The following is a 26,777-nucleotide window of genomic DNA, read 5'->3' as shown; positions in this document are numbered from 1 at the left end:
GGCGATCGACTGTACGGAGGGAGCCTGCCTAAGTTGCCGCCAGCGCCCCTGCCCCTGCCGCTCCCGATGCCCAGCCTGCGGATCCTGATCAGCAACGACGACGGGGTGTTCGCCGAGGGGATTCAGACCCTGGCGGCTGAAGCGGTGGCCCGCGGCCACACCGTCACGGTGGTCTGCCCCGACCAGGAACGCTCCGCCACCGGCCATGGCCTCACCATGCAGACCCCCCTGCGGGCGGAGCGGGCCGACCGGCTCTTCGCCGCCGGCATCACCGCCTGGGCCTGCAGCGGCACCCCCTCCGACTGCGTCAAGCTCGCCCTCGGCCGGCTGCTGGACGCCCCGCCCGATCTGGTGCTCTCAGGCATCAATCACGGCCCGAACCTGGGCAGCGATGTGTTCTATTCGGGCACGGTTTCAGCGGCGATGGAGGGCACCCTCGAGGGCCTGCCCTCCCTGGCGGTGAGCAGTGCCTGCTTCGACTGGCGCCAGTTCGGCCCGGCCGCCAGCCTCGCCCTCGATGTGGCGGAGGCGGCCCTGGCGGGGAGCTGGCCGGAGGGGCTACTGCTCAACCTCAACGTGCCGGCCCTGCCCCCCGAGCTGATCGGATCGGTGCGCTGGTGCCGCCCGGCGGTGCGCCGCTACCGCGACCAGTTCAACCAGCGCACCGATCCACGCGGACGCACCTACTACTGGCTGGCCGGCGAGCTGGTGGTTGACTCCGAATCGGCCACGGCCGGTCCCCTCAACTGGCCCACGGATGTGGCCCAGATCCACGCCGGTGGGGCCGCCCTCACCCCGCTGCAGCCGGAGCTGTTCTGGCGTGGTGGGCTGGAGCAGCTGCCGCTTCAGCTGGAGCGGTGAACCCGCTGCAGCAGCCAGAGGCTGATCCAGAGGCCGATCACATGGGCGAACAGCACCTGGGTGTTGCTCAGCACCGAGAGCATCTCGATCGAGGTGATCGGCAGGCCCACCATCCCGCCGCGGGTGCCGGGGGGCACGGCCAGCTGGGCCCCGAAGAAGCCGGGCACCTGCATCGAGGCCTGAACGAACAGGCTGCCGGCCAGGGCCTGATACCCCACCGCCGCCAGGCTGAGGCCGGCCAGATCGGCCAGCACGCCCCGCTTGATCAGTCGGGTGGTTTCGCCGCGGCTGGGGCGGGCGGGGCTGGCCAGGGCCCGGCCGCAACGCACCACCAGCCAGCTCTGCCACAGGCACCAGAGCAGGATGAAAAACGAGAGGGTGGTCAGCGACAGGCCAGGGCCTAGCCCGAGGGAGCGGCCGCTGTTGGCCGCCAGGCGCCCGCCGATGTTGTTGAAGGCCAGCACGCCCACCACCACCACCCCAAGGCACAGCTGGGTCCAGAAGCGGATCCAGCCCACCCGGCGCAGGGCCGCTGACACCAGCTGGAGATCGAGGCGGTCAACCATCGGGGGGCAGAACTGAGGGTCAGATCCCCACAAACTTGCCATGGCCCGTAGCGGTCGCCGCCTCTGGGCAGAAACCCCCATGGAAGGATGGATTCCAAGCCGGGCTCCGTCCGATTCCTTGATTCCCCTGCGCTCCCCCCAGGAGGCGATGCGGCCCACCGCCGTCGCCCTGGGCAGTTTTGATGGCCTGCACCAGGGGCACCGCCGGGTGATCGCCGCCGTCGCCGCCGCCCCCACCCCGGGGCTGGTGCCCACGGTGGTGAGCTTCTGGCCCCATCCGCGGGAGCTGCTCTACGGCGAACCGCGCCTGCGCCTGGATCTTCCGGGCGAGAAGCTGGCGCTGCTGGAGCCCTACGGCATCCGTCAGCTGGTGCTGGTGCCCTTCACCCGCCAGCTCTCCCTGCTCAGTCCGGAGGCCTTCATCGAGCAGGTGCTGGTGGGGGAGCTCCAGGCCCGCGAGGTGGCGGTGGGTGAGAACTTCCGCTTCGGCCACGACCGGAGCGGCGACACCACCAGCCTGCGCCAGATCGGTGAACGCCATGGCCTGCGGGTGCTGGTCTCCTCGATGCTCTGGGATGGCTCCGAGCGCATCAGCAGCAGCCGCATCCGCCGGGCCCTGGCCGCCGGTGCCATCGATGAGGCCAACCGCCTGCTGGAGCGCCCCTATCGCTTCAGTGGCCGGGTGGTGCGCGGCCGGGGGCTGGGCCGTCAGCTCAGTTGGCCCACGGCGAATCTGCAGGTGGACGGCCGCAAATTCCTGCCCCAGGAGGGGGTCTATGCCGCCTGGGTGCGCACCACCGCACCCACCCTGGGGGGCGAGGCCCTGCAGGCCTGTGGCCAGCCCATGGCGGCGGTGATGAACCTGGGCCCTCAGCCCACGGTGGATCCTCTGGCCCCCTCGGCGGTGGAGGTGCATCTGCTGGATCGGGAGATCGAGCTGGTGGGCCGTGACCTGGAGGTGGAGCCGTTGCAGCTGCTGCGCCACCAGCAGCGCTTTGCCGGCCTCGAGGAACTCAGCCGCCAGATCGGCGTGGATGCGGCCCAGGCCCGCCTGCTGCTGAAGCGCGGCTCAGCCGGGGGCGTAGGCGTTGCTCAGACCCCAGCCGATGAAAGCAGCGATCCCCCCCAGCAGCAGAATTCCTGAGATCAGCACCAGCATCGGGCTGTCGCCATCGCCGAAATCCATTGCCGCCCTGCCCTGGAGTCGGCCCCACCTTACGCAGGTTCTGATCCCGTGACTGCCGCCCCGACCACCCCTGAGCCGGCCGTGCTGCGCCTGCTCGATGCCAACCTCGACCGTGCCCGCGAGGGCCTGCGGGTGCTGGAAGACTGGTGCCGCTTCGGCCTTGACCGCCAGGATCTGGTGGCCCGGCTCAAGGACCTGCGCCAGCGGCTGGGCCGCTGCCACCTCCCCGCCTACAAGGCCGCCCGCCACAGCGCCAGCGATGGGGGAGCGGGCCTGGGCCATCCCGCCCAGGCCCAGCGGCAGCAGCCCGCCCAGGTGGTGGCCGCCAATGCCGGCCGCGCCCAGGAGGCCCTGCGGGTGCTGGAGGAGTTCGGCCGCGCCGGGGATCCATGGCTGGCCGCCGAAGCCGCCTCGATCCGCTACGCCCTCTACGACCTGGAGGTGGACCTGATCCGGGCCTGTGGCGCCGCCGCCGGCCGCCGTGAGCTGCTGCTGCGCTGTCACCTGTATCTGATCACCAGCCCGTCGCCCCGCCTGCACGACACCGTGGCCGCGGCCCTTGAGGCAGGGGTGCGCCTGGTGCAGTACCGGGCCAAGCAGGCCGACGACCTGGAGCGCTGGCGCGAGGCCCGCGCCCTGCGTCAGCTCTGTGCCAGCCATGGCGCGCTGTTTCTCGTCAACGACCGGGTGGACCTGGCCCTGGCGGTGGAGGCCGATGGGGTGCACCTGGGCCAGGGGGATCTGCCCCCCGCCGAGGCCCGCCGCCTGCTGGGCCCCGACCGCCTGATCGGCCGCAGCACCCAGCGCATCGAGCAGTTGCGCCAGGCGGTGGCCGAGGGCTGCGACTACGTGGGCGTGGGCCCCATCAACGCCACCCCCACCAAGCCCGGCCGTGATCCCGTGGGCCTGGCCTATGTGAGCGAGGCGGCGGCTGAAAGCCCGATTCCCTTTTTCGCCATCGGCGGGCTCGACCTCGCCACGCTGCCGTCGGTGCAGGCGGCCGGTGGCCGCCGGGTGGCGGTGGTGCGGGCCATCACCGCGGCGAGCGATCCGGGCGCGGCCAGCCGCCAGTTGCTCGAAACCCTGGGGGAGGAGGCATGAGCGGGGAACAGCGGCCCAGCGGCAGCCTCACGATCCAGCTCAACGGCGACGCCCGCCGCTGCCCGGCGGGCCTGTCGCTGCCGGAGGTGTTGCGCCACTTCGGCTACGAACCGCGGCTGGTGGTGGTGGAATTCAACGGCGAGATCCTGCCGCGCACGGCCTGGGACCAGCAGGCTGTGGGTGGGGACTCCGTACTGGAGGTGGTCACCATCGTGGGGGGTGGTTCCTAGATTCGGCTCACTTGCTTCGGGTGACATCTGTGTCCCCTCGTCCCTTCCCCATGATTTTCGCCCGGTTGCGCCGGCTGTCTCTGCTGGCACTCATGCCAGTGCTGGTCAGTGGCCTGCTGCTGTTCTACGCGCCGGAGCCCAGCTGGGCGGCCCGTGGCGGGCGCATCGGCGGCGGCAGTTTCCGCTCGGCCCCCTCCATGCCCCGTAACTTCAGCGGTGGCGGCGGTGGTGGCCTGCGCGGTGGCTACGGAGGTGGTGGCGGCTTCCGCGGCGGCGGCATCGGCTTCCCCTTCCTGATCCCGATCTTCGGCTTCGGCGGTGGCGGCCTGTTCGGCTTCTTGATCATGATGGCGATCGCCGGATTCCTCGTGAACACCCTGCGCGGCGGCGGTGGTGGCGGCGGCATGAGCAGCGGCGGCAGGGCCCTGGCGGCCACCCCCCGCGCCGATGGGCCGGTGAGCATTGCCCAGTTGCAGGTGGGCCTGCTGGCCTCAGCCCGCGAACTCCAGGATGACCTGCGTCGCCTGGCCGCCACCGCCGACACCACCGGCAGCAGTGGTCTGCAGCGGCTGTTGCAGGAAACCAGCCTGGCGCTGCTGCGTCAGCCCGACCTCTGGGTCTACGCCAACAGCGAACTGGGCCAGGTGCCCTTCGCCAGCGCCGAATCCACCTTCAACCGGCTCTCGATGACCGAGCGCAGCAAGCTGCGCAGTGAGGTCACCTCCAACGTGGGCGGCCGCCGCTTCCAGGATGAAGCCGCCGCCAGTGGACCCACCGATGCCACCAGCGACTTCATCGCCGTCACCCTGCTGGTGGCCAGCCGTGGCCGCATCCCCCTCAAAACCATCAGCAGCGCCGAAGACCTGCGCCATGGTCTCGGTGTGATCGGTGCGGTGTCTTCCACCGATCTGATCGCCCTGGAGGTGATCTGGCAGCCGGAGGGCAAGGGAGAGGTGCTCAGCACCGAGGAGCTGCTGACGGCCTATCCCCAGCTGCAGCACCTCTGAGCGCCAGCAGGATGCGCAGGGCCGCCATGGCGGCCCCGTAGCCGTTGTCGATGTTCACCACACTCAGCCCCGGAGCGCAGCTGGCCAGCATTCCGTTGAGGGCCGCCACGCCGCCGGCGCTGACGCCATAGCCCACCGACACCGGCACGGCGATCACGGGCTGGGGCAACAGCCCCGCCAGCACCGTGGGCAAGGCTCCTTCCATGCCGGCGCAGGCAATCAGCACCCGGGCGCTGCGCAGCCGCGGCAGCTGCTCCAGCAGCCGGTGCAGGCCGGCCACGCCCACATCCACCACCAGCTCCGTGGCCACCCCATGGCAGCGCAGGGCCAGCTGGGCCTCGTGGGCCACGGCCAGATCGCTGGTGCCGCCGCAGAGCACCTGCACCAGCCCCAGGGCCGGATCGGCACGGGGCAGGGCACCGCTGGTGAGCGCACGGGCCTGGCGGTGATGCTCAAAGCCGGCGGCAATCGGAGTCGGCCCCTGGCGCAGCTTCTTTTCGATCGCGGCGGCCTTCTCGGGGCTCACCCGCGTCACCAGGGCCAGCTCGCCGGCCTGGTGCAGGCGTTCCAGGATTGTGGTGATCTGATCGGCGTCCTTGGTTTCACCCCAGATCGCCTCGATCATTCCCAGCCGCTGGCGCCGGCCCAGATCCAGTCGTGCCAGGGGTTCGCTGGGATTCATTGGGGGATCAGCTCACCGCTGAACAGCAGGGGGAAGGGATGGGGGTCGCTGCGGCCGCTGCCCTGGCGCGCCAGCTGATCGAAGTGCTCCTGCACCCGCTCCACCTCGGCGGTGGCAAGACCCTTCCACTGCTGGCGACTGGCCCAGTGGATCAGCAGCATCCCCTCCTCGCGCTCGGCATCCCAGTAGATCCGCCGCTTCAGGAAGCCGCTCTGCGCCTGGAGCCAGGGCTCCCAGCTCTGCCGCTCCGCCTCCAGCCAGACCTCTCGATCGGCGGCGGGCACTTGCAGGCGCAGGACCTCCACCACCACCTGCTCCTGCAGCGCCCCGGCGGCAGAGGGCATCACACCCTGAAACAACGTCAACAACAGCAGCGCCAGGGCGCAGACCCTACCCATCTCCGCCACCCCATGGCTCCAGCAGCGCCACGGCGTGGCAGGCGATCCCCTCCTCCCGGCCGGTGGGGCCCAGGGTTTCATTGGTGGTGGCCTTGATGCCCACCTGCTCGGGGCTCAGTCCCATGCGCCGGGCGATGGCGGCGCGCATGGCGGCGATGTGGGGCCGCAGCTTCGGGCGCTCGGCGATCACCACCGTGTCCACATTCACCACCCGCCAGCCCTGCTGGCGCACCAGGGCCACCACCTGCTCCAGCAGCACCAGGCTGTCGGCACCGCGCCAGCGCTCGTCGTCGGGGGGGAAGTGCTGGCCGATGTCCCCCAGGCTGAGGGCCCCCAGCAGGGCATCCATCAGGGCGTGCACGAGCACATCGGCATCACTGTGGCCATCGAGGCCGAGGCCGGCGGGGTGCTCCAGGGTGAGCCCCCCCAGGATCAAGGGACGCCCCGGCACCAGCCGGTGGATGTCGTAGCCGTTGCCGATGCGCATCTCGGTCTGCCCCTGCAGCTGCTGCTGCTGCTCCTGCCAGCGACGGTAGAGGTCGGGGCGGCGCTGTTTCGTGCGCTCCTGCTGCTGCTCGGAGCGCCAGCGGGCGATGGCGCCGTGGTCGCCGCTGCGCAGCACCGGTGGCACCGCCAGCCCCCGGAACTCGGCCGGACGGGTGTAGTGGGGATGCTCCAGCAGCAGGGTGCTGTGGCTTTCCTCCAGCAGCGACTCGGCGCTGCCCACCGTGCCCGGCAACAGCCGCACCACGCCATTGATCAGCGCCATCGCCGCCAGCTCGCCGCCGGTGAGCACGAAATCCCCCAGCGACACCTCCTCATCGGCGAGGCTGCGGATGCGCTCGTCGAAGCCTTCGTAGTGGCCGCAGAGCAGCACCAGCTGGTCGTGCTGCTGGGCCCAGCGCTGCAGGTCGGCCTGACGCAGGGGTTGACCCTGGGGGCTGAGCAGCAGCACCCGGCGACGCTCCAGCACGGGGATGGATTCGAAGGCCGCGAACACCGGCTCCGGCTTGAGCACCATGCCGGCGCCGCCGCCGTAGGGCTGGTCATCGACCTTGCGGTAGCGGTCGCTGGCGTGATCGCGGGGGTTGTGGGTGTGCAGCTCGGCGATGCCGGCGTTGAAGGCCCGCCCGATCACCCCGAGGCTGGTGAGGGGCGCAAACGACTCGGGAGCCAGGCTCACCACATCCAGCCGCATGGCCCTCAGCTCTCCGCCGGGGCCGGGCGGCTGACGCGGCGGATCTCGGAGCAGAAGCTGGCCTGCTCCGGCTGGCCGTCGGCGCCGTTGACGATCACGCTACGCAGGCGCAGGTTCGGTTTGGTGAACCAGATCCGCTCGCGCTGCTCCAGGCCACCGCTGCTGATCACCAGCTCCAGGCTGCCATCGGGCCACAGCTGCCACTGGCCGATGCTGCCCTCGGCGCCCAGCAGGCTGCCGCCGGCCTCGAAGTCGAGCAGGCGGGCCTGGCCATCGGGTGCCGTCACCTCCAGCCCCCCGAGGGAGCGGCCGGGGGCGGCCGGGCGCAGGCTCACCCCGAGATCGCCGCGGTTGCTGTCATGCCAGGCGTCGTCGTCGCCGCTGGCGGCTGTGGTGGCCTCCATCTGGCTGCGCAGGACCATCCACTGACCGGCGCAGAGGTCGAGAAAGGCTGGCAGGTCTTCGGGGGGAAAGGTGGGGCTGGAGCCGTTCACGGCGGGGGCGCACTCTGGCCCTCCATCCTCTCAGTCGCTGGAGGAGGCCACTGGGGCGGCCATCATTCGCCCCGATAGCCCAGTTCCGCCAGCCGCGCCGGGTTGCGCCGCCAGTTGGGCACCACTTTGACGAACAACTCCAGGTACACCGGTCCGTCGAAGACCTTCTGCATCTGGGCCCTGGCCCCGCTGCCGATCTCCTTGAGCATCTGACCGCGCTTGCCGATCAGGATTCCCTTCTGGCTGGAGCGCTCCACCAGCACCGTGGCCAGCACGGCGATGCGCTTGCCGTCTTCGACAATCCGCTCCACCTGCACCGCCACCGAGTGGGGCACCTCCTCGCGGGTGAGCGTGAGCACCTGCTCGCGGATCAGCTCCGCCAGCAGCAGCTGCTCGGGTTGATCGCTGACCGCATCCGGCGGGTAGAGATGGGGACCCAGGGGCAGGCGGGCCGCCAGGGCCTCCACCAGTTCGGGGCAGCCTTCGCCCGTGCTGGCGCTGCAGGCCAGCAGCGGCCAGTCGCTGCGCCGCTGGCCGGGATCGGTGGGATCGGCCCGCTGATCGGAGAACAGCAGCAGCTCCCGGTAGCTGGCCTCCAGCTCGGCGGCCCGCAGCGGGTCCACCAGATCGTTCTTGTTGAGGGCCACCAGCACCGGCGCCCGGCAGAAGCGCAGCAGCTCGACGATGAAGCCATCGCCGCGCCCTGCCGGCTCACTGCCATCCACCAGCAGCAGCACCACGTCCACTTCGCCGATGGCGCTGCGGGCACTTTTCACCAGGCGCTCCCCCAGCAGGTGGTGGGGCTTGTGGATGCCGGGGGTGTCCAGCAGCACCAGCTGGGCACTGGGGGTGGTGAGGATCGCCCGCAGGCGGTTGCGGGTGGTCTGGGCCACCGGCGAGGTGATCGCCACCTTCTCGCCCACCAGGTGGTTGAGCAGGGTCGATTTGCCCACATTGGGGCGACCGATCAGGGCGACAAACCCGGAGCGAAAGCCCTCGGGGGCCTGCGCCGGCAGGGCCAGGGACAACGGCAGTGGCCGTTCAGCTCCCAACGGCTGCTTTGGTTCGGTCTCGCTCAGGCCCGGCTTGTCCATAACCTCAACACTGCCAGCCCACCGGTCCGAGATGTCGGCTTCCACTCCCCCCGCCCCCAGTTTTCCCCAGGCGATGGAGATCGCCGCGGCCTGGCTGGGCCACTGGCAGAACGGCGAACTCAGTGATGAGGTGCTGGCCGATCGGGTGGGGGAGCTGGTGGCCAGCCTCGATGGCGCCCGCGGTTTCTTCGTGGTGTCGCTCACCAGCGACGCCCCGCTGATGGATCGCCTGCCGGATTGCCTGGTGCTGAGCCTGCGCCAGGCTGGCGAGGGGGTGGTGGATCTCAGCGCCCGCAACCTGGCCATGAGCACGGCGATGGCGCTCCATCACCAGCGCTGCGGTGATGAGGGTCAACGGGCCGGATCCGAGCGGGTGGCTCGGAGGTGCACTGAACTGCTGCGCCTGCTGGAGCCAGTGGCGGTCAAACAGCGGCTGGAGCTGCTGCTGGCCGCTGCGGAGGGTTCCGGGGAGGATGTGGCCTTCCTGAATCGCTGGGGCTACGACGAAGCCCAGCGTCTGGCCATCCGCTCAGCTGTGCTGGCGGTGGCTGACGACTGAGCTGAATCGGTTGTTTTTCTGCTGCTGAACTTGCTTAAGCCGCTTCAGCCGCTTCAGTCGCGACGGCCGCCGCCGTTGAGGGCAATGATCAGGCGCAGGATGAAGATGAACAGGTTGATGTAGGTGAGGTACATGCCCAGAGCGCCGGCCAGGTACTGGTCGTCGTTGTAGGTGCGGGGCATGGTGTAGAAATCGAGGAAGGCGGCTCCCACGAACAACACGGTGCCGAAGCCGGCGATCAGCAGCTCAAAGCCGCTGCCGCCGAAGCCGGGGATGAAGATTCCGCCCACGATCTGAACCACCATGGCGATGATCAGGCCGAGGATCCCCAGGCCCACCACGCCGGCGAGGGCCTGGCCGATCGTGTCGCTCATGCGCCGGCCCACCACTGAGGCCACCACGAAGGTGATGCCGGTGGCCAGGGCGGCGGTGCCGATCGCGCCGATGCCGGCGGTGCCGATCGCCATCTCGACGATGCCGCTGAGGGTGAAGCCGGTGATCAGGCTGTAGACCGCCAGGATCGGCAGGGCCGTGCCGTTGTTGCCCTTCATCGCCACGTTCTGGGCGACGAAGAAGAGGATGAAGTTGCCGATCAGCGCCACCCAGAAGAGCGGCATGAACAGCGGGGTGCCGATCATCGAGAGGCCGCCGACCACGCCGGCGGCGGTGAGCACCATGCCGCCACCCACGTAGGGCAGCGCCTTGTTGACCACGTTGGGACCGATCAGCGCGCCCTGCTGGGCCTCGCGGATCGCTTCCTGGAAATTGCTGCTGGCTGGCATGGGACCAGTGAATTCGATTGCCACCATCCTGCCAGTGACAGTTGGGTGGAAGTGTGCGGTTCTCCCTATCGTTGTTTGGCCGGTGTCACCGCATCGCGGCGGGCGTAGGCCTGCACCAGCCGCTGCACCAGCGGGTGGCGCACCACATCGGCGGCGGTGAGGTGGCAGATCGCCACGCCCTCCACATCCGCCAGCACGCCGGCGGCCTCCACCAGGCCACTGAGCTGGTCGCGGGGCAGATCCGACTGGGTGGGATCCCCGGTGACCACCATGCGCGAGTTCTCCCCCAGCCGGGTGAGCACCATGCGCATCTGGGCGGGGGTGGTGTTCTGGGCTTCGTCGAGGATCACAAAGGCATCGGCCAGGGTGCGGCCGCGCATGTAGGCCAGCGGCGCCACCTCGATCACTCCTCGCTCCAGCAGGGCCGTGGTGCGCTCCGCCCCCAGCAGGCCATGCAGGGCGTCGTAGAGGGGGCGCAGGTAGGGGTCGACCTTCTGTTGCAGATCCCCGGGCAGGAAGCCCAGGCGCTCGCCGGCCTCCACCGCGGGTCGGGTGAGGATCAGGCGCTCCACCCGTCGCTCCTGGAGCATGCGCACGGCCTGAATGGTGGCCAGGAAGGTTTTGCCGGTGCCTGCCGGACCGAGGGCGAGGGTGAGGTCGTGGCGCTCCATCGCCTCCACGTAGGCCTTCTGGCGCACGGTGCGCGGGCGGAGCACTTTGCCGCTCTGGCTGCGGGCCAGCACCTGCTGGGAGAGCTCGCGATGCTCGTTGCTGCGGCCGCTGTCGAGGGCAGTGAGGGCGGTCTGCAGATCCACCGCACCGATGGCCTGACCCTCAGCCCAGAGGGGCCGAAGCAGCTCCACCAGAGCCGAGGCGCGCTCCAGCTGGGGGGGTCTGCCCTGGATCACCAGCTGAAGGCCCCGCAACACCAGGGAAGCCCCGGTGAGGGCCTCAAGGCGATGCAGGGTGGCTTCGGCCTCACCGGCTAAGGCAAGGGCGGCTTCCTGGTGGGGAAGGTCGATCGCAAAGGAGGGAAGCGTTTCAGCCCCGGCCATGGGGCGTCCGCTCAGGCACCGGCGCTGACGGCCTCGGCTTCAGGCTCGGCGGCGGCAGCGGCCGCTGCTTCAGCCGCTTTGGCTGCAGCAGCGGCCTTGGCGGCGTCCTTGACGGCGGCTTCACGGGCGGCAGCCTGCTTGGCCTTGCCGACGGTTTCGCCGGGACGGATGGTTTTCTCGATCAGGCCACCTTTCTCCAGCAGGGAGCGGACCGTGTCGGTGGGCTGAGCGCCCTGGCTCAGGCGCACCCGGATGGCTTCGGCATCCAAGCGGGTTTCCTTGGTGCGCGGGTTGTAGAAGCCAAGCTCCTCAAGCGGCAGACCATCCCGACGGGACGTGCTGTTGGTGGCCACGAGGCGGAAGCTCACTTCCCGCTTCTTGCCGAACCGCTTCAGGCGGAGCTTGATCATCGTGGCCTTGCCTTGCTGACTTTGGTGTTGGGGTGGGCGGAAACTCCGCCTGGCGGTGAAATCACGCGCCAAACAACGACCTTACCTTGCCGCCCATCAGAGCTGGCCGAACCCCTTGCGCTTCTTGGGGGGACGGCTGGCCTTGCGCGAGCCGCCGCCCCTCCCGGCGGCCGCCGGCAGGCCCGGCATTCCCGGCATGCCGGCGCCGCCCATGCCGGGAAGGCCGCCGCCCATGCCGGGAATCCCAGGCATCCCAGGCATGCCGGGCATGCCGCCACGGGTCATCTGCTGCATGAAGCCGCGCATCTTCTGGAAGTCGGCCAGCACCTTGTCGACATCGGCGGGGCTGTGGCCGCTGCCCGCCGCGATTCGCCGCCGCCGCGAGGGCTGGGCCGCCAGCAGCTGGGGCTGCTCCCTCTCGGCTGCGGTCATCGAGCCGATCATCGCCTCGATCTTGCCGAGCTGCTCCTCCCCCTGCTTGAGCATGCCGTCGTCGATCTTGTTCATGCCCGGGATCAGCTTCATCAGGCCGCCCAGGGAGCCCATGCGCTTGATCATGCGCATCTGCTGCAGGAAGTCGGAGAAGTCGAAGGAGGCTTCCTGCAACTTCTGCTGCATCTTGGCCACATCGGCCAGCTCCACCTCCTTGGAGGCCTTCTCCACCAGGGTGAGCACATCGCCCATGCCCAGGATGCGGCTGGCCATCCGCTCGGGGTGGAAGGGCTGCAGCGCCTCCACCTTCTCGCCGGTGCCGATGAACTTGATCGGGGCGCCGCTCACCTTGCGGATCGACAGGGCCGCCCCGCCGCGGGAGTCGCCGTCGAGCTTGGTGAGCACGGCGCCGGTGAGGCCCACCTGGGCGTGGAAGGCGCGGGTGAGCTCGGCCGCCTCCTGGCCGATCATCGAATCCACCACCAGCAGCACCTCATCGGGTGCCGCGGCCTGGCGGATCCGCACCATCTCCTCCATCATTGCGGCGTCGATCTGGAGGCGGCCGGCGGTGTCCACCAGCACCGTGTCGAAGCCCTCCTGTTTCGCCTTGGCGATGCCGGCGGCGGCGATCTCTTCGGGTCTGGCGTCAGCTCCGAGGCTGAACACCTCCACGCCGATCTGGGCCCCCAGGGTCTGCAGCTGGTCGATGGCGGCCGGCCGATAGACATCGGCGGCCACCATCAGTGCCCGTTTGCCCTGCTCCTTGAGGTGCAGGCCGAGCTTGGCGGTGGCCGTGGTCTTGCCGGCCCCCTGCAGGCCCGCCATCAGGATCACGGTGGGGGCCTGATCGGCCACCGCCAGCGGCGCGTTCTCGCCGCCCATCACCTCCACCAGGGCCTGGTGCACCAGCTGGATGAACTGCTGGTCGGGGCTGACGCCGCGCACCACTTCGGCGCCCACCGCCTGGGTGCGCACCTCCTCGATGAAGCCCTTGACCACCTCCAGGCTCACATCGGCTTCGAGCAGGGCACGGCGCACCTGCTTGAGGGCCCCCTCCACGTTGCTCTCGGTGATGCGGTCCTGGCCCTTCAGGCTCTTGACCGCATCCTCAAAACGCTGGGAGAGCTCGTCGAACATGGCGTTGCTGAAGGGGTGATCCCAGACGGTGATCGTTGATTCCGACCCTGACACAACAGCAGGGGGCTCCGCCGATCAGCTCTGCAAGCCTCAGCTCAGCGGCGTCTGTAGAAATCAGCCAGTTTCCAGGTGCCGCCATCGCGGGCGAACACGTAGATGTTGCGCAGTTGGGCGTTGGTTCTGGGCTCGATCACCCGCTCGCCTGAGAGGCGCTCCTCGCTGTAGTCGAGCTGAACGTCGGCTGCGATCCGCCGTGGGCTCTGGTCGATGAGCCGGAACTGCTGAATCCTGGCCTGGATCTGCTGCTGCTCCCCCCTGGCTTTGAGGGCCCGGGCCTCTGAGCGCAGATCGGCCACCAGGGCCGGGCGGGCCAGCTGATCGAGGTTGGCCTGGCTGCTGCGCCCGTCGAGCAGGGCCGCCTTGGCGGCCAGCCAGCGCTCCAGCAGCAGGCGCATCTCCTGCTGGCTGGGGCTGGCGCTGGTGAGCGGAACCGGGGTGGCGGCAGCCGCCGCTGGCGGGCTGGGGTCGGCAGGGGCCTGGCCAGTGGCGGGAGCCTGGCCGGCGGCCGGAGGCAGTGCGGGCGGGGGTGCCTCCGGCCGGGGGCGCAGCAGGAACGCGAGGCCGGCGACCAGGGCGGCCACGGTCGCCAGGGCGATCCCGGCCATGGCCAGCGGCCTGGCAGCGGCAGACCGGGGCCTGAGCTCCTTCCCCACCACGTCGCTGGGAGGCTCCGCAACGGGGGGGCTGAGCTCTTCGGAAGAAGCGACTGGAGCGAGGGGTTCCAGCTCGGGCATGGCCCAGGCCGCGGCCGCCTGTTCCAGGGAGATGGGCTCCGCCATGTGGGTGCGGGCCTGGCGGCGATCCTGCTGACCCACGTAGGCCTGAACGTCGCGGTCGGCGAAGTAGGTCTCGAGGTCGGCATCCACCTCGATGTCGCGGTAGCCGGGGAGCACATCCCGGGCCAGCCAGTCGCGGCAGTAGGCACAGAGCTGGGCGAGGGGATCACCGGTCTGCGCCTCGGCCCAGGCCTTGAGTTCAGGCCCCGCTCCGGAATTGAAGTGCTCGACGGCCGGCTCGATCTGGCCGAGCAGCAGATGGTGACAGGCCAGCATCGGCTGGATGCCGGGCTGGCCGGAGGCCTGCAGACGGCTCTGGGCCGCGGCGATGCGCTCGGGCTTGCGCTGGGCGAAGCCAGAGGCGGTGAGGGCATAGCAGGCCAGAAATTCCGCCGCCGCCGAGCCGCCCCTGGCCCAGCGATCGAAGAGGTCGACCTGTTCCTGAGCGGTGAGAAAGAGGCGGATCTGCTTGATGAAGGCCTGGAAGTCGTCGCGGGAGAGGCTGGAATCCTCTTCTCCCTCCAGGCCGCCGCGGCGCTTCACCAGACCCTCCAGCAACTCCAGGCCTTCGGCGCGATCCTGGGGGGCGGTGAGAGGCCGGCTCACCAGCCCCAGCACTCGGAAGGGCAGCAGATCGCGCAGATCGTTGGCCAGCAGCAGCCGTTGTTCGGGCCTCTGGCCCATGCGTTGCAGGTTCTGGATGGCTTGCTGCAGCAGCTGGGCTGCGGCCTCGTACTTGCGCTGGCCCTGCAGCTCGGCGGCGGCGGCACGGCAGGCCAGGGCCGCCAGCAGGCAGAGGTCGGCTTCGCGGCCGCTGCCGAGGGCCGGGGCCTGGGGTGGCTGCAGGCACGCGATGGTGGCCTCAAAGGCCTCCAGGGGCAGCCCCGCCTCCAGCAGCAGCAGCAGCCCGCCGAGATCCTTCGCTGGCGCCACATCCAGACCGGCCGCCAGCCCTTGCCCTTCGCTCCCCTGCTCGATCTCCATCAGCTGGGCCTCATAGGCCTGGCGACGCTGGGAGTCGGAGAGGACGTCGGCGCTGGCTTCGAGCAGATCGGCCCGGGCGCGGATGGCCTCGAGAGTGAATCCCTGATCCGGTGCGTTCTCCAGGCGGTGCTGAAGGGTGCGCAAGACAGTCTGGGCATCGGTCGCCGGGCTCACGCCGAGCAGACGGAAGTGGTCGATCGGCAGTTCCAACCCCTTCAACTCACGGGCCCTTGATCCTGGGCGTTGCGGCGAGTGTAGGCAGCGGCATCGGTTTTGACCTTTGCCGCTCAGCTCTCCCCCTACAGTTGCGGTCATCAGCCTCGACTCCCCTTGCCATGACTCAGGAGATCGCCGCCACAATCCAATCCGCCGCCGCCGGGGCTGAAGCAGCAGCAGCCGGCAGCCACGCCGAACGCCTGGCGGCCCTCTACCCGGCGGGCCTCGCCACGGTGAGCCGCGAGGAGGGCCTGACCCTCTACCGCGACATGACCCTCGGGCGTCGCTTCGAGGACAAGTGCGCCGAGATGTACTACCGGGGCAAGATGTTCGGCTTTGTTCACCTCTACAACGGCCAGGAGGCCGTTGCCACTGGGGTGATCAAGGCGATGCGCGCCCAGCACGACTGGTTCTGCAGCACCTACCGCGACCACGTGCATGCCCTCAGTGCCGGCGTTCCCGCCCGCGAGGTGATGAGCGAGCTGTTCGGCAAGGCCACCGGCTGCAGCAAGGGCCGCGGCGGCTCCATGCACCTGTTCTCCAAGGAGCACCATCTGCTCGGGGGCTATGCCTTCATCGGCGAGGGCATTCCGGTGGCCCTCGGCGCCGCCTTCACCAGCCGCTACAAGCGTGATGCCCTCGGTGAGGCCGACAGCGATGCCGTCACCGCCGCCTTCTTCGGCGACGGCACCTGCAACAACGGCCAGTTCTTTGAATGCCTGAACATGGCGGCGCTGTGGAAGTTGCCGATTCTGTTTGTCGTCGAGAACAACAAATGGGCGATTGGCATGTCCCACGACCGTGCCACCAGCGATCCGGAGATCTGGCGCAAGGCCGCCGCCTTCGGCATGGCGGGTGAGGAAGTCGACGGCATGGATGTGCTGGCGGTGCGCGCCGCCGCCCAGCGGGCGGTGGAGAGGGCCCGCGCCGGCGAGGGTCCCACCCTGCTCGAATGCCTCACCTATCGCTTCCGCGGCCATTCCCTGGCCGACCCTGACGAGCTGCGCAGCGAGGCGGAGAAGGAGTTCTGGGCCAAGCGGGATCCGATCAAGGCCCTGGCCGCCCACCTCACCAGTCACGACCTGGTCAGCAGCGAGGAGCTCAAGGCGATCGAGAAGGAGATCGACGCTGAGGTGGCCGATGCGGTGACCTTCGCCGTCGGGGCACCGGATCCGGATCCCAGCGAACTCACCCGTTACATCTGGGCCGAAGACTGATGAGCCCCAGGCTCAGACCGAGAGCTGGCTGGGCAGCCGGTTCGTGAGGCCGCGCAGCTTGCGCAGGGCTTTGAGTTCCACCTGCCGCACCCGCTCTCGGGAGACATCCAGCAGGCGGCCGATCTCAGCGAGGGTGTGGCGTTCGTGTCCGTCGAGGCCGAAGTACAGGTCGAGCACCTGCCGCTCCTGCTCGGTGAGATAGCTGAGCCAGCGCTTCAGTTGTTCGTGGTGCATGCTCCGCTCCACCTGATCGAGGGGTTCCTCGTGGCTGGTGTCGGCGATCAGATCACCGAGGAAACTGCGGCCCTCCTCTCCGTTCACCGGTGCATCGAGGCTGGAGGTGGTCAACGACTGGCGCAGCAGCCCATCGAGTTCCTCGATCGGGATGGCCATGGCTTCGGAAATTTCACTGCGGCTGGGCATGGCCCCGAGTTTGTGGGCCAGCTCCAGGCTGACGCGACGCACGGCGCTGAGGCGCTCACTGAGGTGCACCGGCAGACGGATGGTGCGCGACTGGCAGGCGATCGCGCGGGTCATGCTCTGGCGGATCCACCAGAAGGCATAGGTGGAGAACTTGTAGCCGCGGGTGGGATCGAACTTCTCCACGGCCCGCTCCAGGCCCAGCGAGCCCTCCTGGATCAGATCCAGCAGCTCCAGCCCTCTGCCCTGATACTTCTTGGCAACGCTGACCACCAGGCGCAGGTTGGCTTTCATCATGCGCTGCTTGGCGCGCCGGCCAACACGCAGCAGCTGCTTCTGGCGAACGCCGGGTGGATCGTCCACGCCCAACTCCAGCAGTTGCATCATGGCCTGCACCTGGTTGCCCAGCTCAATCTCCTCGGCCGGTGTGAGCAGGGGAACCCGTCCGATCGTGCTCAGGTACCAGCTGATCGGATCGCTCCCCCGCCGCCGCTGGTCACGGGGCTGGAGGGTGGAGGCTGTCATGAGCTGGTCTTGTGAGTGCATTCAATCTCTGATGAATGCAGAAGTGAGCGGTGTGATTTCAACAACTTTTCCAGGTTGTGCCAGTAAAACGACACAGTCAAGAGCCCAAAGAATGGTTCTCAACTGAGCATCACTGGCCCAGAGTTGCCGCCAGAGCCTGGGGTGTGACCTGACCCGGCCCCAGCCGCTGCCGGGCCGTCAGCCCTGCCTGGGCGTGGGCCAGGGCAGCGGCGGCCAGGGTGGAGGCCTCACCAGCTGTGATCCCGGCGGCCATCGCCAGCCCCCCCCGTCCGGCCACATATCCGGCCAGGACATCGCCGGCACCGGCCCTGGCGGCTTCGGGCGCCGCCTCCAGCAGTTGCCAGCGTCTGCCATCGGGGGCCGCAATCACGCTGCGGGCGCCCTTGAGCACCAGGGCCGCACCGCTGCGGGCGGCGGCACGGCCGGCGGCCTCCAGGGGCGGTGCGCCGGCCAGATCGGGAAACAGGCGGGCGAATTCACCGCCGTGGGGCGTCAGCCAGGTGGGACCCTGCCTCCCCTGCAGCCAGGTCATCGCCTCGCCGGCCACGCCGGCGGCCAGTTGGTTGAGGCCATCGGCATCGATCACCACAAGGCCCGCAAAGGTCTGCAGGGCCTGCCAGAGCAGCGGGCCGCCGGGGCCATCAGCGGGGACAGCTGCAACGGCAGGACCCAGTCCAGGCCCCACCAGCACGGCATCGAGGCGATCGAGGGCGCCGGCTTCCCCCGGAGCTGGCCCCAGCACCACGTGGGGCAGCTGGCTCCAGAGCTGCTGGGCCATGGGCCCCGGCACGGCCGCCCGCAGGCTGCCGCAGCCGCTGGCACTGGCCCCCAGCAGGCTGAGCAGGGCGGCGCCCGGATAGGCGGCGCTGCCGCTAACCACCAGCAGGCGGCCGCGGCCGTATTTGGCGGCCTCGGGCGCAGGCTCCAGGGCTGGGGCGCTCAGCTGATCCAGGCCACCCAGGCCGAGGGGTTGATCCAGCGGCAGTTGCCCCAGCAGGGCCGGCGGCAGACCCAGGTCCAGCCGCACCAGCTCCCCCACCCAGGCCAGGGCTCCGTCCTGCACCAGCCCCTGCTTGAGCAGGCCCAGACAGTAGGTGCTGCGGGCGCGGGCCGCGCAGTTGCCCAGCAGCCGGCCGCTGTCGGCGCACAGGCCCGTGGGCGTGTCGATGGCCACCAGCTGATCGGGCCTCAGCCGGGCCCGCTCGGCCAGCAGGGCTTCGATCGCGGCGCCTGGAGGCCGCCGCTGGCCGATGCCGAAGAGCCCATCGATCCAAAGGGCGGCCTCGCCCGGGTCGGGGCTGGTGCCCAGGCGCTCGATCCCCAGCCAGCGGGCATGGCGCCAGTGGGCCTCAGTGAGGGGTTTGTGGCGCTCGAAAGGGCTCCAGAGCCGCACCCTCACCCCGGCCAGGTGCAGTTCACGGGCCACCACCAGGGCATCCCCGCCGTTGTGGCCGGGGCCCACCAGCACCAACGCCCCCTGGCGCAGGGCTTCGGGTTCGTTCAGCAGCCGAGCGCTGATGGCCAGGGCGGCCTTCTCCATCAGGGCTTCCACCGGCAGGCCGCTTTCGAACAGCTGCTGCTCCAGCTGGGCCATCTGCCCTGCGCTCACCAGCAGGTGGGCGGCATCCCGGCGGGGCCAGTGGATCGCGTCGCTGCTGCTCAAGGGGGCTCCGGTGCGGGTGAGGCAGGCGGGACCCGCCGCTGGGGCCCCGGTCCCATGATGGGAACAACGCTCTGTTTCGCTCCTCCTGCGCCCCGGAGGCTTCCGGTTTTGACCATCACCACCCCAGTGTCCAGTCCCGTCACCGCTGCGGGGGAGGCGGCCCTGGAGCGCCTGCGCGCCTGGCCCGGAGAGCATCGGGTGGCCGTGGGTCTCTCCGGTGGGGTCGACAGTTCACTCACCGCCGCGCTGCTGGTGGCGGCCGGCTGGCAGGTGGAGGGTCTCACCCTCTGGTTGATGAGCGGCAAGGGAGCCTGCTGCGCCGAGGGGCTGGTGGATGCCGCCGGCCTCTGTGAGCAACTGGGGGTGCCTCACCATGTGGTCGACAGTCGCGAGCGCTTTCGCGAGCAGATCGTGGAGTTCCTCGTGCAGGGCTACGAGGGGGGCGTGACTCCCCTGCCCTGCTCCCGCTGCAATCGGGAGGTGAAATTCACGCCGATGCTGGAGTGGGCCGAGGCTGAGCTGGGGATCGGCCGCATCGCCACCGGCCACTACGCCCGAGTGCGTCTGGCCGACGCCGCTGGCCCCAGCGCCGCCGCCGGCCGCCACCAGCTGCTGCGCGGCCTCGATACCCACAAAGACCAGAGCTATTTCCTCTACGACCTGCCCCAGGCGGTGCTGGCGCGGCTGGTGTTCCCCCTCGGTGAACTCACCAAGCCCGACACCCGGCTGGAAGCCGAAGCCCTCGGCCTGCGCACCGCCCGGAAACCCGAGAGCCAGGACCTCTGCCTGGCCGATCATCACGGCTCGATGAAGGCCTTCCTCGATGCCTACCTGCCGCCGCGCCAGGGTCAGATCGTGCTGGCCGACGGCACGCTGGTGGGGGAGCACGACGGCATCGAGCATTTCACCATCGGTCAGCGCAAGGGCCTTGGCGTGGCCTGGAGCGAACCCCTGCACGTGGTGCGCCTCGATGGGGCGATGAACCGGGTGGTGGTGGCTCCCCGCTCCGAGGCGGCCCGCAGCGGTTGCGTGGTGGGTGCGATCAACTGGATCTCGATTCCACCGCCCACGGCCCCCCTGGAGCTGGAGGTGCAGGTGCGCTACCGCAGCGCGCCGGTGGCCGCCCAGCTGCTGCCGCTGGAGCCAACGGCCGCCGATGCCGCTGCAGGCCGCCCCCATCGCGCCCGGCTGAGCTTCCACGAGGAGCAGTTCTCGATCACCCCGGGTCAGGCGGCGGTGTTCTACGCAAACGACGTGGTGCTGGGCGGTGGCCTGATCCAGGCCCATTCGTCTGATTCTGCGCAGCCCTAGGGCCCGCTCACCAGTAGGGATCGCTGGCCAGCTCCACCCGCAGTTCGCCGCTGCGGGCAGCGGGCACCGTGGCGATGCAGGCCCGCACCACCCGGCCGTTCACCTCGATCTCACAGGCGCCGCAACTGCCCCCGAGGCAGCCGGTGGGGATCGCCTGGTCGGCGGCGGCGGCGGCCTGCAGCCAGTCGCTGCCTGGGGGCACCGGGGTGCTGCGGCCATTGGGCCAGTGCACCATCACCGGCGTGGCGGCGCCCTTCATGGCCGCTCCAGCAGTGGGGTGAGGTTCACGTGCGCCTCGAAGGCCTCGGCGAGGCGATCGAGCAGGGCCTCCCGCTGCTGGCCGTGGTGCGGCTGCTGCTCCCCCAGGGGGTTGAGGCTGCGGCGGTGGCGCAACTGGTTCAGCCAGCGCCGCCGCCAGGGCCCCGAGTCGAACACCCCGTGCAGGTAGGTGCCGGCCACCACGGCGCCCTGGGGCCCGGCCATCCACCAGCCCAGCCCCGGGCGCTGGGCGATGGGCAGGCACTGCTGCGGCTCCAGGCAGGTGCTCCGGCCCCGGTGCAACTCGAAGCCCTCCAGGGCCAGGCTGCTGCCTGGCGGCCAGAGGGCCGGGGCACTCACCTGCTCGGTGGCCTTGTCGTGGCCGTAGTGGGTGAGGAGGGGCAGCAGCCCAAGCCCGGCGTGCTCGCCGCTGGCGCCGCCCCCTTCGAGGGCCCCTTCAAGGCCGTGGGGATCCAGCAGGCTCTGGCCCAGCATCTGCAGACCGCCGCAGAGGCCGAAGAGATGGCCGCCGCCAGCCAGATGCCGCCGTAGCTCCTCGCCAAGGCCACTGGCGCGCAGGGCCTGCAGATCCCGCAGGGTCTGCTTGCTGCCGGGGATGATCACGGCATCGGGGCTGCCCAGGGGCTCCCCGGGGCGCACCCAGCGCAGCCGCACGCTGGGCTCGGCCTCGAGTGGATCGAGATCGGAGAAATTGCTGATCGAGGGCAGACGCAGCACCGCGATCTCCAGCTCCGCGTCGGGTTTGCGCGCCTTGCGCTCCAGCAGGTCGAGGGAATCCTCGGGGGGAAAGAGTTCATCGAGCCAGGGCATCACCCCCAGCACCGGCAGGCCGGTGTGCCGCTCCAGCCAGCTGCGGCCCTCATCGAAGAGCTCCCGGCGCCCGCGGAAGCGGTTGATCAAGATGCCGCGGATCAACGGCCGCTCCACCGGGCGCAGTAGGGCCAGGGTGCCCACGATCTGGGCGAAGACGCCCCCGCGCTCGATGTCGGCCACCAGCAGGCAGCGGGCCCTCAGGAACTGGGCCAGGCGCAGGTTGGTGAGATCCCGCGACTGCAGGTTCACCTCCACGGGGCTGCCGGCCCCCTCCAGCACCAGACGACCGCCCGGATGGCGGGTCTGCAGCTCGCCCAGGCCCTGGCGGATCGCGGCCCAACCCGGCCGGAACCAGTCGCGGTAATAGTGCTCGGCGCGGCAGACCCCCACCGAGCGCCCCAGGTGGATCACCTCGCTGGTGCTGTCCCCCTGGGGCTTGAGCAGCACCGGATTCATCGCCACTTCCGGCTGCAGGCCCGCCGCCCAGGCCTGCAGCGCCTGGCTGTAGGCCATCTCGCCGCCAGAGCCGTCCACCCAGGCATTGAGGCTCATGTTCTGCCCCTTGAAGGGCAGGGGCGTCTCGCCGCGCCGCCGCAGCACCCGGCAGAGGGCGGCGGCCATCAGCGATTTGCCGGCGCCGCTGCTGGTTCCCAGCACCATCAGTGGTTTCACAGGCGCGGCCAGCGGCGACGCAGCCCATGGCGGAGGCGCTCCAGCAGGGAAGCCCTCGGGATCTCTGCGCTCCAGCGCTCCAGCAGCTCCCGGCCCATCGGCGTCAGCCGCACCCGCTCGGTCAGTCCCTGGCCATCCACCTCCCGGCGCAGCACCCCCACGCGGATCAGCCAGATGAAGTGGTCTTCGGCGCGGTCACTGCCCAGGGGGGAGAAGGTGAGCTGGGGCTGGTCGGCCCGCTGCTGAAGCTCCTCACTGCTAATTGCCTCGGCGCTGAGCAGCTGATAGAAGGCCTGGCGAAAGGGCAGGCAGCGCAGGGCGCTGGCCGCCCGCTCCAGCGAGCGCGGATCGTTGAGCGAGCTGCTGAGGGAGCCGGAGGCCGAGCTGGGACGGGAGCCGTGCATGGGCCGATTCTCCTCCGGCGTGGGCGAAGCGGGGGTGTGCTCACGGCGGCGGAGGAGGATCCCTGGGGTGTGCCAAGGCCAGGAGGTCAGGAATCATGCCCCAAGAGCCCCTGGTGCTGGCCTCAGCCTCGCCGGCGCGACGCCGGCTGCTGGAGCAGGCGGGCTTCTCCCACCGGGTGCAGGTGAGCGGCGTCGATGAAGAGGCCTGGCACGACCCCGATCCGCTTCTGCTGGTGCAGGCGCTGGCGCGGGCCAAGGCCGAGGCTGTCGGGCGAGACCTGGCGCGGCCCGAAGGAGAGCGGGTCTGCGCCGTGCTGGGCTGCGACTCCCTGTTCGTGCTGGAGGGGGTGGCCTACGGCAAGCCCCGTGATGCCGAGCAGGCCACCAGCCGCTGGCGGCGCATGGCCGGCTCCTGGGGGGAGCTGCACACCGGCCATTGCCTGTTGTCGCTGGGGGGAGCGTCCCCGCCGGCCAGTCCCAGGCTGGCCACCGTCACCACCCGGGTGAAGTTCGCTCAGCTGAGTGAGGCGGAGATCGCCGCCTATGTGGCCACCGCTGAACCGCTGGCCTGCGCCGGCGGCTTTGCCCTCGAAGGTCGGGCGGGCTCCCTGGTGGAGCGCATCGAGGGCTGCTTCAGCAATGTGATCGGCCTGAGCCTGCCGCTGTTGCGCCGCTGGTTGGCCTGATCAGCGGAACAGGCTGTTGATCAGCTCCTGCAGAAGCCCGCCGGAGAGGCCGTTGTTGTTGGTGTTGAACGCGGGCTCGATCGCCCGGTTCTGGCGCGCCACCAGCTGCAGATCTCCCCAGCGGAACTCACCGCCACCACCCTGGCGGCTGTAGGCCACCGGCCAGCTTCTGTTGCCGTCGACGACCACCAGCTGGCCGCGGCGGTCGTAGAAGCTGTAGTTGCGCCCATTGGCCAGGTTGACCACGAAGGCGGTGCCATTGGAGCCGGAGCGGCGCTGCAGGTTGCAGTTGCCGGAGAAGATCCGCCGCCCACGCTGGCTGAGTGTGCAGGACCCGGAGTCGAGAGATGTCGGTGCTCTCCAGTTGTTGCTGCTGCTGCTGTTATTGCCCCAGGTGTTGTTTCTCCAACCACCGTTTCCCCAGGCGTTGTTGCCCCAATTGTTGTTGCCAGGTTGCTGATTGTTGGCCCAGCCACCGTTGGCTCCGAACAGCTGGCGGCTGAGGCGCGTGCTCAGATTGCTGCGCTTCCAGCCGTCATCCCAGCAGATTTCCTGCCGCAGATCACAGACCTCGCCGCTGCTGAAGCGCAGATCCCAGCTGTTGGGGCGTCCTGAGATCTGACGGCGCAGGTTCTGCTCCGCCCGTTGTCCGAATTCTTGCCGGGTCATCGCGAGCGAGGGCCCTCGGCGGTCGTAGCAGGTCTTGCTGCCCGGGTCGCAGACGACTCCGTTGCCTATGAGCTTGAGGCTGTTGCTCTGAGTCCAGCCGGGCTGGGGAGCCAGCGTGGAGAGCAGGGCGAGCCCGCCGACCGCCAGAGCCAGAGAGGCATGGGCAGGCCTGGATGTGAGTAGGGGATTAATCTTCATTGGGCAGCGATCAGCGATCACCCCACAACCTATGGGCCATGAACGCTGAAGGTGCAACCAGAGTCTGTCTGGAATCGCCCCAGAGGTGACAAGGTTCATGCACCCTGTTTTGATTGACCTTCTGAGCGTTCAGGCGATCGAATAAAAACCGCGTGAGATTCACATAACTCAGCGGAACATCGTGTTGAACAGGTCCTGGAGGAAGTTGCCCGTCGGTGTGAAATCGCTGCTTCCCCCCTGCTGCCCCTGGTTTGCCCAGCGGCGGTCGCGTGTCACCAGTTGCCGGTCGGACCAGCGGAAGTTCACTTCGCCGTTGCGGTTGCTGATCTGGACTGGCCACAAGCCAGATGAATCCTGTAGCACGAGCCTGCCTTGACGGTTGTAGAAGCTGTATCGCTGGCCATCAGCGAGCTCGACGTTGTAAGCCACGCCGTTGGACGACTCGCGTCGTTTCAGCAGGCAATTGCCCTCGAAAAGACGACGGTACCCCTGGCGAAGTTCACAGGAGCTGTTGGCTTGCTCGGATTGCTGCCCGTTGTTGTTGTTGTTTCCCCAGCCGCTGCTGCCGGATCCGTTGTCGCCCCAGGTGCCCCTGTTGCCGAACAGCTGTGTGGTCAGCGACCTGCTCACATTCTTGCCACCCTGGCCGTCATCCCAGCAGGTTTGCCGCCGCACGTCGCAAGCTTTCCCATCGCTCAATTTGAACTGGGTGATCCGTCTGTTGCCCGACAGCGTGGGAACCAGCTCACGCTCGCCGTAGCTACCGAAAAATTCGCGGGTGAGCGGTACGGAAACGCCTTCGGAGTTGAAGCACCTCTTGTTGGTCAGGTCGCAGACCACGCCTTGGCGAGGAAAGTCGACTGTCTTGCTTTGGGCTGCCACAGGCAGCGCCCCGGCCAGGGGCAGTAAAGCCAGGGGAAGGGCTGCACGGGAAAGCGCGCGGCCGGTGAATGTGTGGATATTCAAGGGATGACCTTGTCGATAGCTCAAACGTAGTCACGACCCCAAGGCTTAAGCATGTCTCTACTGTTTCTCTCCGGCCTGTGGGGGATGACAAGACTGGTCCGGGATGGCTTGCCCATAAAAAACCCCCCGCGAATGCGGAGGGCTCGGGGATGTTCCGTCGAAACGGCAGCGGCGGATCAGTCGAGATCCGGCATGGCCAGGGTGGGCTCGGCCTGACGGTCGATGCCCTTCTCGAAACCGGCGGCGGCAGCGCGGGCGCGGCCGGCGTGCCAGAGGTGACCCACCAAGAAGAAGAAGGCGAGCACGAACTGGGTGGCCGAGAGCCACTGACGCACGTTCACGAAGTTCACCGAGTTGGGCTCGGTGATGATGCCGCCCACGGAGTTGAGGGAGGCGTTCGGAGCGTGGGTCATGTATTCAGCCGCGCGGCGCACTTGCCAGGGCTGAATGTCGTTCTGGAGCTTGTCGAGGCTGAGGCCGTTGGGGCCACGCAGGGGCTCGAGCCAGGGACCACGGAAGTCCCAGAAGCGCATGGTCTCACCGCCGAAGATGATCTCACCTGTGGGGGAGCGCATCAGGTACTTGCCCAGGCCGGTGGGGCCCATGGCCGAACCGATGTTGGCGCCGAGGCGCTGGTCACGCACCAGGAAGGTGAAGCTCTGGGCCTGGGAGGACTCGGCGTTGGTGGGGCCGTAGAACTCGGAGGGGTAGGCGGTGTTGTTGAACCAGATGTAGGCCGAGGCGATGAAGCTCATGAAGCTCAGAGCGCCGAGGCTGTAGCTCAGGTAGGCCTCACCATTCCAGATGAAGGCGCGACGCACCCAGCCGAAGGGCTTGGTGATCACGTGCCAGATGCCACCGAAAATGCAGATCAGGCCGAGCCAGATGTGGCCACCGATGATGTCTTCCATCGAGTTCACCCCGATGATCCAACCCTCACCACCGAATGGCGCTGCGGTGAGATAACCGAAGATGACGCCGGGGCTCAGGGTGGGGTTGGTGATGATGCGGACGTCACCGCCACCGGGCGCCCAGGTGTCATAGACACCGCCGAAGAACATGGCCTTGAACACCAGCAGCAGGCAACCCACACCCAGAAGGATGAGGTGGTAGCCGATGATGTTGGTCATCTGGTTCTTGTCGCGCCAGTCCTGGGAGAAGAACGAGGAGTAGTTCTCCAGGATCTCAGGACCACGCAGAGCGTGATACAGGCCGCCAAGACCGAGCACGGCGGAGCTGATCAGGTGCAGCACACCGACCACGAAGAACGGGTAGAGGCTGGTGACCTCACCGCCGGGGCCGACGCCGTAGCCGAGGGTGGCCACGTGCGGGAACAGGATCAGACCCTGCTCATACATGGGCTTGTCGAAGCTGAAGTGACTCACTTCGAAGAGCATCATCGCTCCGGCCCAGAAGACCATCAGACCGGCGTGGGCCACGTGGGCACCCAGCAGACGGCCGGAGAGATTGATGAGGCGGGCGTTACCGGCCCACCAGGCATAACCGGTGGAGTCGAGGTCTTTGCCCCCGACGGCCACCATGGACGAATTAAAGGGCGTTTCCACGGGGCAGAACCTCTTCAGGGAAGACGAAGTTTTCATGCGGCTGGTCGGCCGGTGCCATCCAGGCACGCAGACCTTCATTCAGAAGAATGTTCTTCGTGTAGAAGGTCTCGAATTCGGGGTCCTCAGCGGCGCGGATCTCC

The 26,777-nt window shown here is 69.0% G+C and carries 28 protein-coding genes and 1 pseudogene; 9 read left to right on the top strand and 20 right to left on the bottom strand.

Annotated elements, in window-relative coordinates:
- Positions 1-66: 66 nt before the first annotated feature.
- Positions 67-861 carry a 5'/3'-nucleotidase SurE gene (gene surE, locus KQ304_RS03265; protein WP_259735687.1) on the top strand — a complete coding sequence of 265 codons (795 nt, stop codon included), beginning with the start codon at positions 67-69 and terminating at the stop codon, positions 859-861.
- Here surE and KQ304_RS03260 read toward each other — a convergent pair.
- A complete protein-coding gene (locus KQ304_RS03260) occupies positions 846-1,427 on the bottom strand; it encodes a DUF3611 family protein (protein WP_259735686.1) in 582 nt (193 codons plus the stop codon). The genes surE and KQ304_RS03260 overlap by 16 nt on opposite strands.
- A gap of 118 nt (positions 1,428-1,545) precedes the next feature.
- On the opposite strand from KQ304_RS03260, the gene KQ304_RS03255 reads away from it, so the two are divergent.
- The 4 genes from KQ304_RS03255 (at position 1,546) to KQ304_RS03240 (ending at position 4,951) form a co-directional block, all read left to right on the top strand.
- On the top strand, positions 1,546-2,571 hold the full coding sequence (locus KQ304_RS03255; protein WP_311133883.1) for a bifunctional riboflavin kinase/FAD synthetase: 1,026 nt from the start codon (positions 1,546-1,548) through the stop codon (positions 2,569-2,571).
- A 90-nt stretch (positions 2,572-2,661) separates the two neighbouring features.
- Complete coding sequence (locus KQ304_RS03250; protein WP_259735685.1) at positions 2,662-3,714, top strand: thiamine phosphate synthase; 1,053 nt, start codon at positions 2,662-2,664, stop codon at positions 3,712-3,714.
- Complete coding sequence (thiS, locus tag KQ304_RS03245) at positions 3,711-3,944, top strand: sulfur carrier protein ThiS (RefSeq protein ID WP_259735684.1); 234 nt, start codon at positions 3,711-3,713, stop codon at positions 3,942-3,944. Before KQ304_RS03250 ends, thiS begins: the two co-directional genes overlap by 4 nt.
- Positions 3,945-4,036: 92 nt before the next feature.
- Positions 4,037-4,951, top strand: coding sequence for a DUF1517 domain-containing protein (locus tag KQ304_RS03240; RefSeq protein WP_311133882.1), 915 nt, complete (start codon positions 4,037-4,039; stop codon positions 4,949-4,951).
- On the opposite strand, the gene larB is transcribed toward KQ304_RS03240, so the two are convergent.
- From larB to era, 5 genes are all read right to left on the bottom strand, one after another.
- A complete protein-coding gene (larB, locus tag KQ304_RS03235; RefSeq protein ID WP_259735682.1) occupies positions 4,902-5,633 on the bottom strand; it encodes a nickel pincer cofactor biosynthesis protein LarB in 732 nt (243 codons plus the stop codon). The two genes, KQ304_RS03240 and larB, sit on opposite strands and share 50 nt — an antisense overlap.
- Positions 5,630-5,977 (bottom strand): TIGR03792 family protein, encoded by a 348-nt coding sequence (locus KQ304_RS03230; RefSeq protein ID WP_259735681.1) that lies wholly within the window; start codon positions 5,975-5,977, stop codon positions 5,630-5,632. The genes larB and KQ304_RS03230 overlap by 4 nt, the downstream gene beginning before the upstream one ends.
- A gap of 46 nt (positions 5,978-6,023) precedes the next feature.
- Positions 6,024-7,238, bottom strand: a complete 1,215-nt coding sequence (gene trmD, locus KQ304_RS03225; RefSeq protein WP_259735697.1) for a tRNA (guanosine(37)-N1)-methyltransferase TrmD — start codon at positions 7,236-7,238, stop codon at positions 6,024-6,026.
- Positions 7,235-7,723, bottom strand: coding sequence for a phycobiliprotein lyase (locus KQ304_RS03220; protein ID WP_259735680.1), 489 nt, complete (start codon positions 7,721-7,723; stop codon positions 7,235-7,237). The genes trmD and KQ304_RS03220 overlap by 4 nt, the downstream gene beginning before the upstream one ends.
- A gap of 62 nt (positions 7,724-7,785) precedes the next feature.
- Positions 7,786-8,817 carry a GTPase Era gene (gene era / locus KQ304_RS03215; protein WP_259735679.1) on the bottom strand — a complete coding sequence of 344 codons (1,032 nt, stop codon included), beginning with the start codon at positions 8,815-8,817 and terminating at the stop codon, positions 7,786-7,788.
- Positions 8,818-8,848: 31 nt separating this feature from the next.
- Here era and KQ304_RS03210 point away from each other — a divergent pair, with 31 nt between their 5' ends.
- Positions 8,849-9,376, top strand: coding sequence for a hypothetical protein (locus tag KQ304_RS03210; RefSeq protein WP_259735678.1), 528 nt, complete (start codon positions 8,849-8,851; stop codon positions 9,374-9,376).
- 53 nt (positions 9,377-9,429) lie between these two features.
- Here KQ304_RS03210 and KQ304_RS03205 read toward each other — a convergent pair whose 3' ends face one another.
- The 5 genes from KQ304_RS03205 to KQ304_RS03185 all read right to left on the bottom strand — a co-directional run bounded on the left by KQ304_RS03205 (position 9,430) and on the right by KQ304_RS03185 (position 15,222).
- The gene (locus KQ304_RS03205) at positions 9,430-10,158 is read right to left on the bottom strand and encodes a Bax inhibitor-1 family protein (RefSeq protein ID WP_259735677.1); all 729 of its coding nucleotides are present in this window, start codon (positions 10,156-10,158) and stop codon (positions 9,430-9,432) included.
- A 65-nt stretch (positions 10,159-10,223) separates the two neighbouring features.
- A complete protein-coding gene (locus tag KQ304_RS03200; protein WP_259735676.1) occupies positions 10,224-11,213 on the bottom strand; it encodes a PhoH family protein in 990 nt (329 codons plus the stop codon).
- An 11-nt stretch (positions 11,214-11,224) separates the two neighbouring features.
- Positions 11,225-11,623, bottom strand: coding sequence for a 30S ribosomal protein S16 (gene rpsP / locus KQ304_RS03195; RefSeq protein ID WP_259735675.1), 399 nt, complete (start codon positions 11,621-11,623; stop codon positions 11,225-11,227).
- A gap of 96 nt (positions 11,624-11,719) precedes the next feature.
- Entirely contained in the window at positions 11,720-13,192 is a 1,473-nt protein-coding gene (gene ffh / locus KQ304_RS03190) for a signal recognition particle protein (RefSeq protein ID WP_259735674.1), read from the bottom strand.
- Between the two features lie 95 nt (positions 13,193-13,287).
- Positions 13,288-15,222 carry an ARC6/PARC6 family protein gene (locus KQ304_RS03185; RefSeq protein WP_259735673.1) on the bottom strand — a complete coding sequence of 645 codons (1,935 nt, stop codon included), beginning with the start codon at positions 15,220-15,222 and terminating at the stop codon, positions 13,288-13,290.
- 125 nt (positions 15,223-15,347) lie between these two features.
- Between KQ304_RS03185 and pdhA the strand changes: the two genes are divergently transcribed.
- Positions 15,348-16,445 carry a pyruvate dehydrogenase (acetyl-transferring) E1 component subunit alpha gene (gene pdhA, locus KQ304_RS03180; protein ID WP_259735672.1) on the top strand — a complete coding sequence of 366 codons (1,098 nt, stop codon included), beginning with the start codon at positions 15,348-15,350 and terminating at the stop codon, positions 16,443-16,445.
- A gap of 12 nt (positions 16,446-16,457) precedes the next feature.
- Here the strand turns inward: pdhA and KQ304_RS03175 are convergent, their stop codons facing one another.
- Both KQ304_RS03175 and KQ304_RS03170 read right to left on the bottom strand, forming a co-directional pair.
- The gene (locus KQ304_RS03175; protein WP_259735671.1) at positions 16,458-17,390 is read right to left on the bottom strand and encodes a sigma-70 family RNA polymerase sigma factor; all 933 of its coding nucleotides are present in this window, start codon (positions 17,388-17,390) and stop codon (positions 16,458-16,460) included.
- A gap of 130 nt (positions 17,391-17,520) precedes the next feature.
- On the bottom strand, positions 17,521-19,074 hold the full coding sequence (locus KQ304_RS03170) for an NAD(P)H-hydrate epimerase (RefSeq protein ID WP_259735670.1): 1,554 nt from the start codon (positions 19,072-19,074) through the stop codon (positions 17,521-17,523).
- A gap of 171 nt (positions 19,075-19,245) precedes the next feature.
- Here KQ304_RS03170 and mnmA point away from each other — a divergent pair, with 171 nt between their 5' ends.
- Positions 19,246-20,385 (top strand): tRNA 2-thiouridine(34) synthase MnmA, encoded by a 1,140-nt coding sequence (gene mnmA / locus KQ304_RS03165; protein ID WP_399228270.1) that lies wholly within the window; start codon positions 19,246-19,248, stop codon positions 20,383-20,385.
- Positions 20,386-20,392: 7 nt separating this feature from the next.
- Here the strand turns inward: mnmA and KQ304_RS03160 are convergent, their stop codons facing one another.
- From KQ304_RS03160 to KQ304_RS03150, 3 genes are read right to left on the bottom strand one after another with little or no spacing between them, the layout of a single operon-like run.
- Entirely contained in the window at positions 20,393-20,644 is a 252-nt protein-coding gene (locus KQ304_RS03160) for a 2Fe-2S iron-sulfur cluster-binding protein (protein ID WP_259735668.1), read from the bottom strand.
- Positions 20,641-22,137: a cobyric acid synthase gene (locus KQ304_RS03155; protein ID WP_259735667.1), complete on the bottom strand. Its 1,497-nt coding sequence runs from the start codon at positions 22,135-22,137 to the stop codon at positions 20,641-20,643. Before KQ304_RS03155 ends, KQ304_RS03160 begins: the two co-directional genes overlap by 4 nt.
- Positions 22,138-22,145: 8 nt before the next feature.
- Positions 22,146-22,553 (bottom strand): Npun_F0494 family protein, encoded by a 408-nt coding sequence (locus KQ304_RS03150; RefSeq protein WP_259735666.1) that lies wholly within the window; start codon positions 22,551-22,553, stop codon positions 22,146-22,148.
- 95 nt (positions 22,554-22,648) lie between these two features.
- Between KQ304_RS03150 and KQ304_RS03145 the strand changes: the two genes are divergently transcribed.
- Positions 22,649-23,239: a nucleoside triphosphate pyrophosphatase gene (locus KQ304_RS03145; RefSeq protein WP_259735665.1), complete on the top strand. Its 591-nt coding sequence runs from the start codon at positions 22,649-22,651 to the stop codon at positions 23,237-23,239.
- Here KQ304_RS03145 and KQ304_RS03140 read toward each other — a convergent pair whose 3' ends face one another.
- From KQ304_RS03140 to KQ304_RS03125, 4 genes and pseudogenes are all read right to left on the bottom strand, one after another.
- Positions 23,240-24,106 (bottom strand): YcgJ family protein, encoded by an 867-nt coding sequence (locus tag KQ304_RS03140; protein WP_259735664.1) that lies wholly within the window; start codon positions 24,104-24,106, stop codon positions 23,240-23,242.
- Between the two features lie 168 nt (positions 24,107-24,274).
- Complete coding sequence (locus tag KQ304_RS03135) at positions 24,275-25,072, bottom strand: YcgJ family protein (protein ID WP_259735663.1); 798 nt, start codon at positions 25,070-25,072, stop codon at positions 24,275-24,277.
- Between the two features lie 176 nt (positions 25,073-25,248).
- Positions 25,249-26,613: a photosystem II reaction center protein CP43 gene (gene psbC, locus KQ304_RS03130; RefSeq protein ID WP_259735662.1), complete on the bottom strand. Its 1,365-nt coding sequence runs from the start codon at positions 26,611-26,613 to the stop codon at positions 25,249-25,251.
- Positions 26,614-26,620: 7 nt separating this feature from the next.
- A pseudogene (locus KQ304_RS03125) lies at positions 26,621-26,777 on the bottom strand (photosystem II D2 protein (photosystem q(a) protein)); the annotation flags it as partial.

It is taken from the genome of Synechococcus sp. CS-1329 (assembly GCF_025128055.1).
Taxonomy (GTDB): Bacteria; Cyanobacteriota; Cyanobacteriia; order PCC-6307; family Cyanobiaceae; genus Regnicoccus_A.
The sequence above is the reverse complement of the archived record's forward strand: the minus strand, read 5'-3'. Positions and strand labels throughout refer to the sequence as shown.

Coding starts and splice junctions, on each gene's coding strand:
- psbC (WP_259735662.1), bottom strand. CDS start 26,613: ATGGTGGCCGTCGGGGGCAAAGACCTCGACTCCACCGGTTATGCCTGG.
- KQ304_RS03240 (WP_311133882.1), top strand. CDS start 4,037: ATGCCAGTGCTGGTCAGTGGCCTGCTGCTGTTCTACGCGCCGGAGCCC.
- KQ304_RS03140 (WP_259735664.1), bottom strand. CDS start 24,106: ATGAAGATTAATCCCCTACTCACATCCAGGCCTGCCCATGCCTCTCTG.
- pdhA (WP_259735672.1), top strand. CDS start 15,348: ATGACTCAGGAGATCGCCGCCACAATCCAATCCGCCGCCGCCGGGGCT.
- KQ304_RS03155 (WP_259735667.1), bottom strand. CDS start 22,137: ATGGTGCTGGGAACCAGCAGCGGCGCCGGCAAATCGCTGATGGCCGCC.
- larB (WP_259735682.1), bottom strand. CDS start 5,633: ATGAATCCCAGCGAACCCCTGGCACGACTGGATCTGGGCCGGCGCCAG.
- KQ304_RS03200 (WP_259735676.1), bottom strand. CDS start 11,213: ATGGCCGGGGCTGAAACGCTTCCCTCCTTTGCGATCGACCTTCCCCAC.
- KQ304_RS03145 (WP_259735665.1), top strand. CDS start 22,649: ATGCCCCAAGAGCCCCTGGTGCTGGCCTCAGCCTCGCCGGCGCGACGC.
- thiS (WP_259735684.1), top strand. CDS start 3,711: ATGAGCGGGGAACAGCGGCCCAGCGGCAGCCTCACGATCCAGCTCAAC.
- KQ304_RS03230 (WP_259735681.1), bottom strand. CDS start 5,977: ATGCCCTCTGCCGCCGGGGCGCTGCAGGAGCAGGTGGTGGTGGAGGTC.
- ffh (WP_259735674.1), bottom strand. CDS start 13,192: ATGTTCGACGAGCTCTCCCAGCGTTTTGAGGATGCGGTCAAGAGCCTG.
- KQ304_RS03260 (WP_259735686.1), bottom strand. CDS start 1,427: ATGGTTGACCGCCTCGATCTCCAGCTGGTGTCAGCGGCCCTGCGCCGG.
- KQ304_RS03150 (WP_259735666.1), bottom strand. CDS start 22,553: ATGCACGGCTCCCGTCCCAGCTCGGCCTCCGGCTCCCTCAGCAGCTCG.
- era (WP_259735679.1), bottom strand. CDS start 8,817: ATGGACAAGCCGGGCCTGAGCGAGACCGAACCAAAGCAGCCGTTGGGA.
- rpsP (WP_259735675.1), bottom strand. CDS start 11,623: ATGATCAAGCTCCGCCTGAAGCGGTTCGGCAAGAAGCGGGAAGTGAGC.
- surE (WP_259735687.1), top strand. CDS start 67: ATGCCCAGCCTGCGGATCCTGATCAGCAACGACGACGGGGTGTTCGCC.
- KQ304_RS03175 (WP_259735671.1), bottom strand. CDS start 17,390: ATGACAGCCTCCACCCTCCAGCCCCGTGACCAGCGGCGGCGGGGGAGC.
- KQ304_RS03160 (WP_259735668.1), bottom strand. CDS start 20,644: ATGAAGGGCGCCGCCACGCCGGTGATGGTGCACTGGCCCAATGGCCGC.
- KQ304_RS03210 (WP_259735678.1), top strand. CDS start 8,849: ATGTCGGCTTCCACTCCCCCCGCCCCCAGTTTTCCCCAGGCGATGGAG.
- KQ304_RS03205 (WP_259735677.1), bottom strand. CDS start 10,158: ATGCCAGCCAGCAGCAATTTCCAGGAAGCGATCCGCGAGGCCCAGCAG.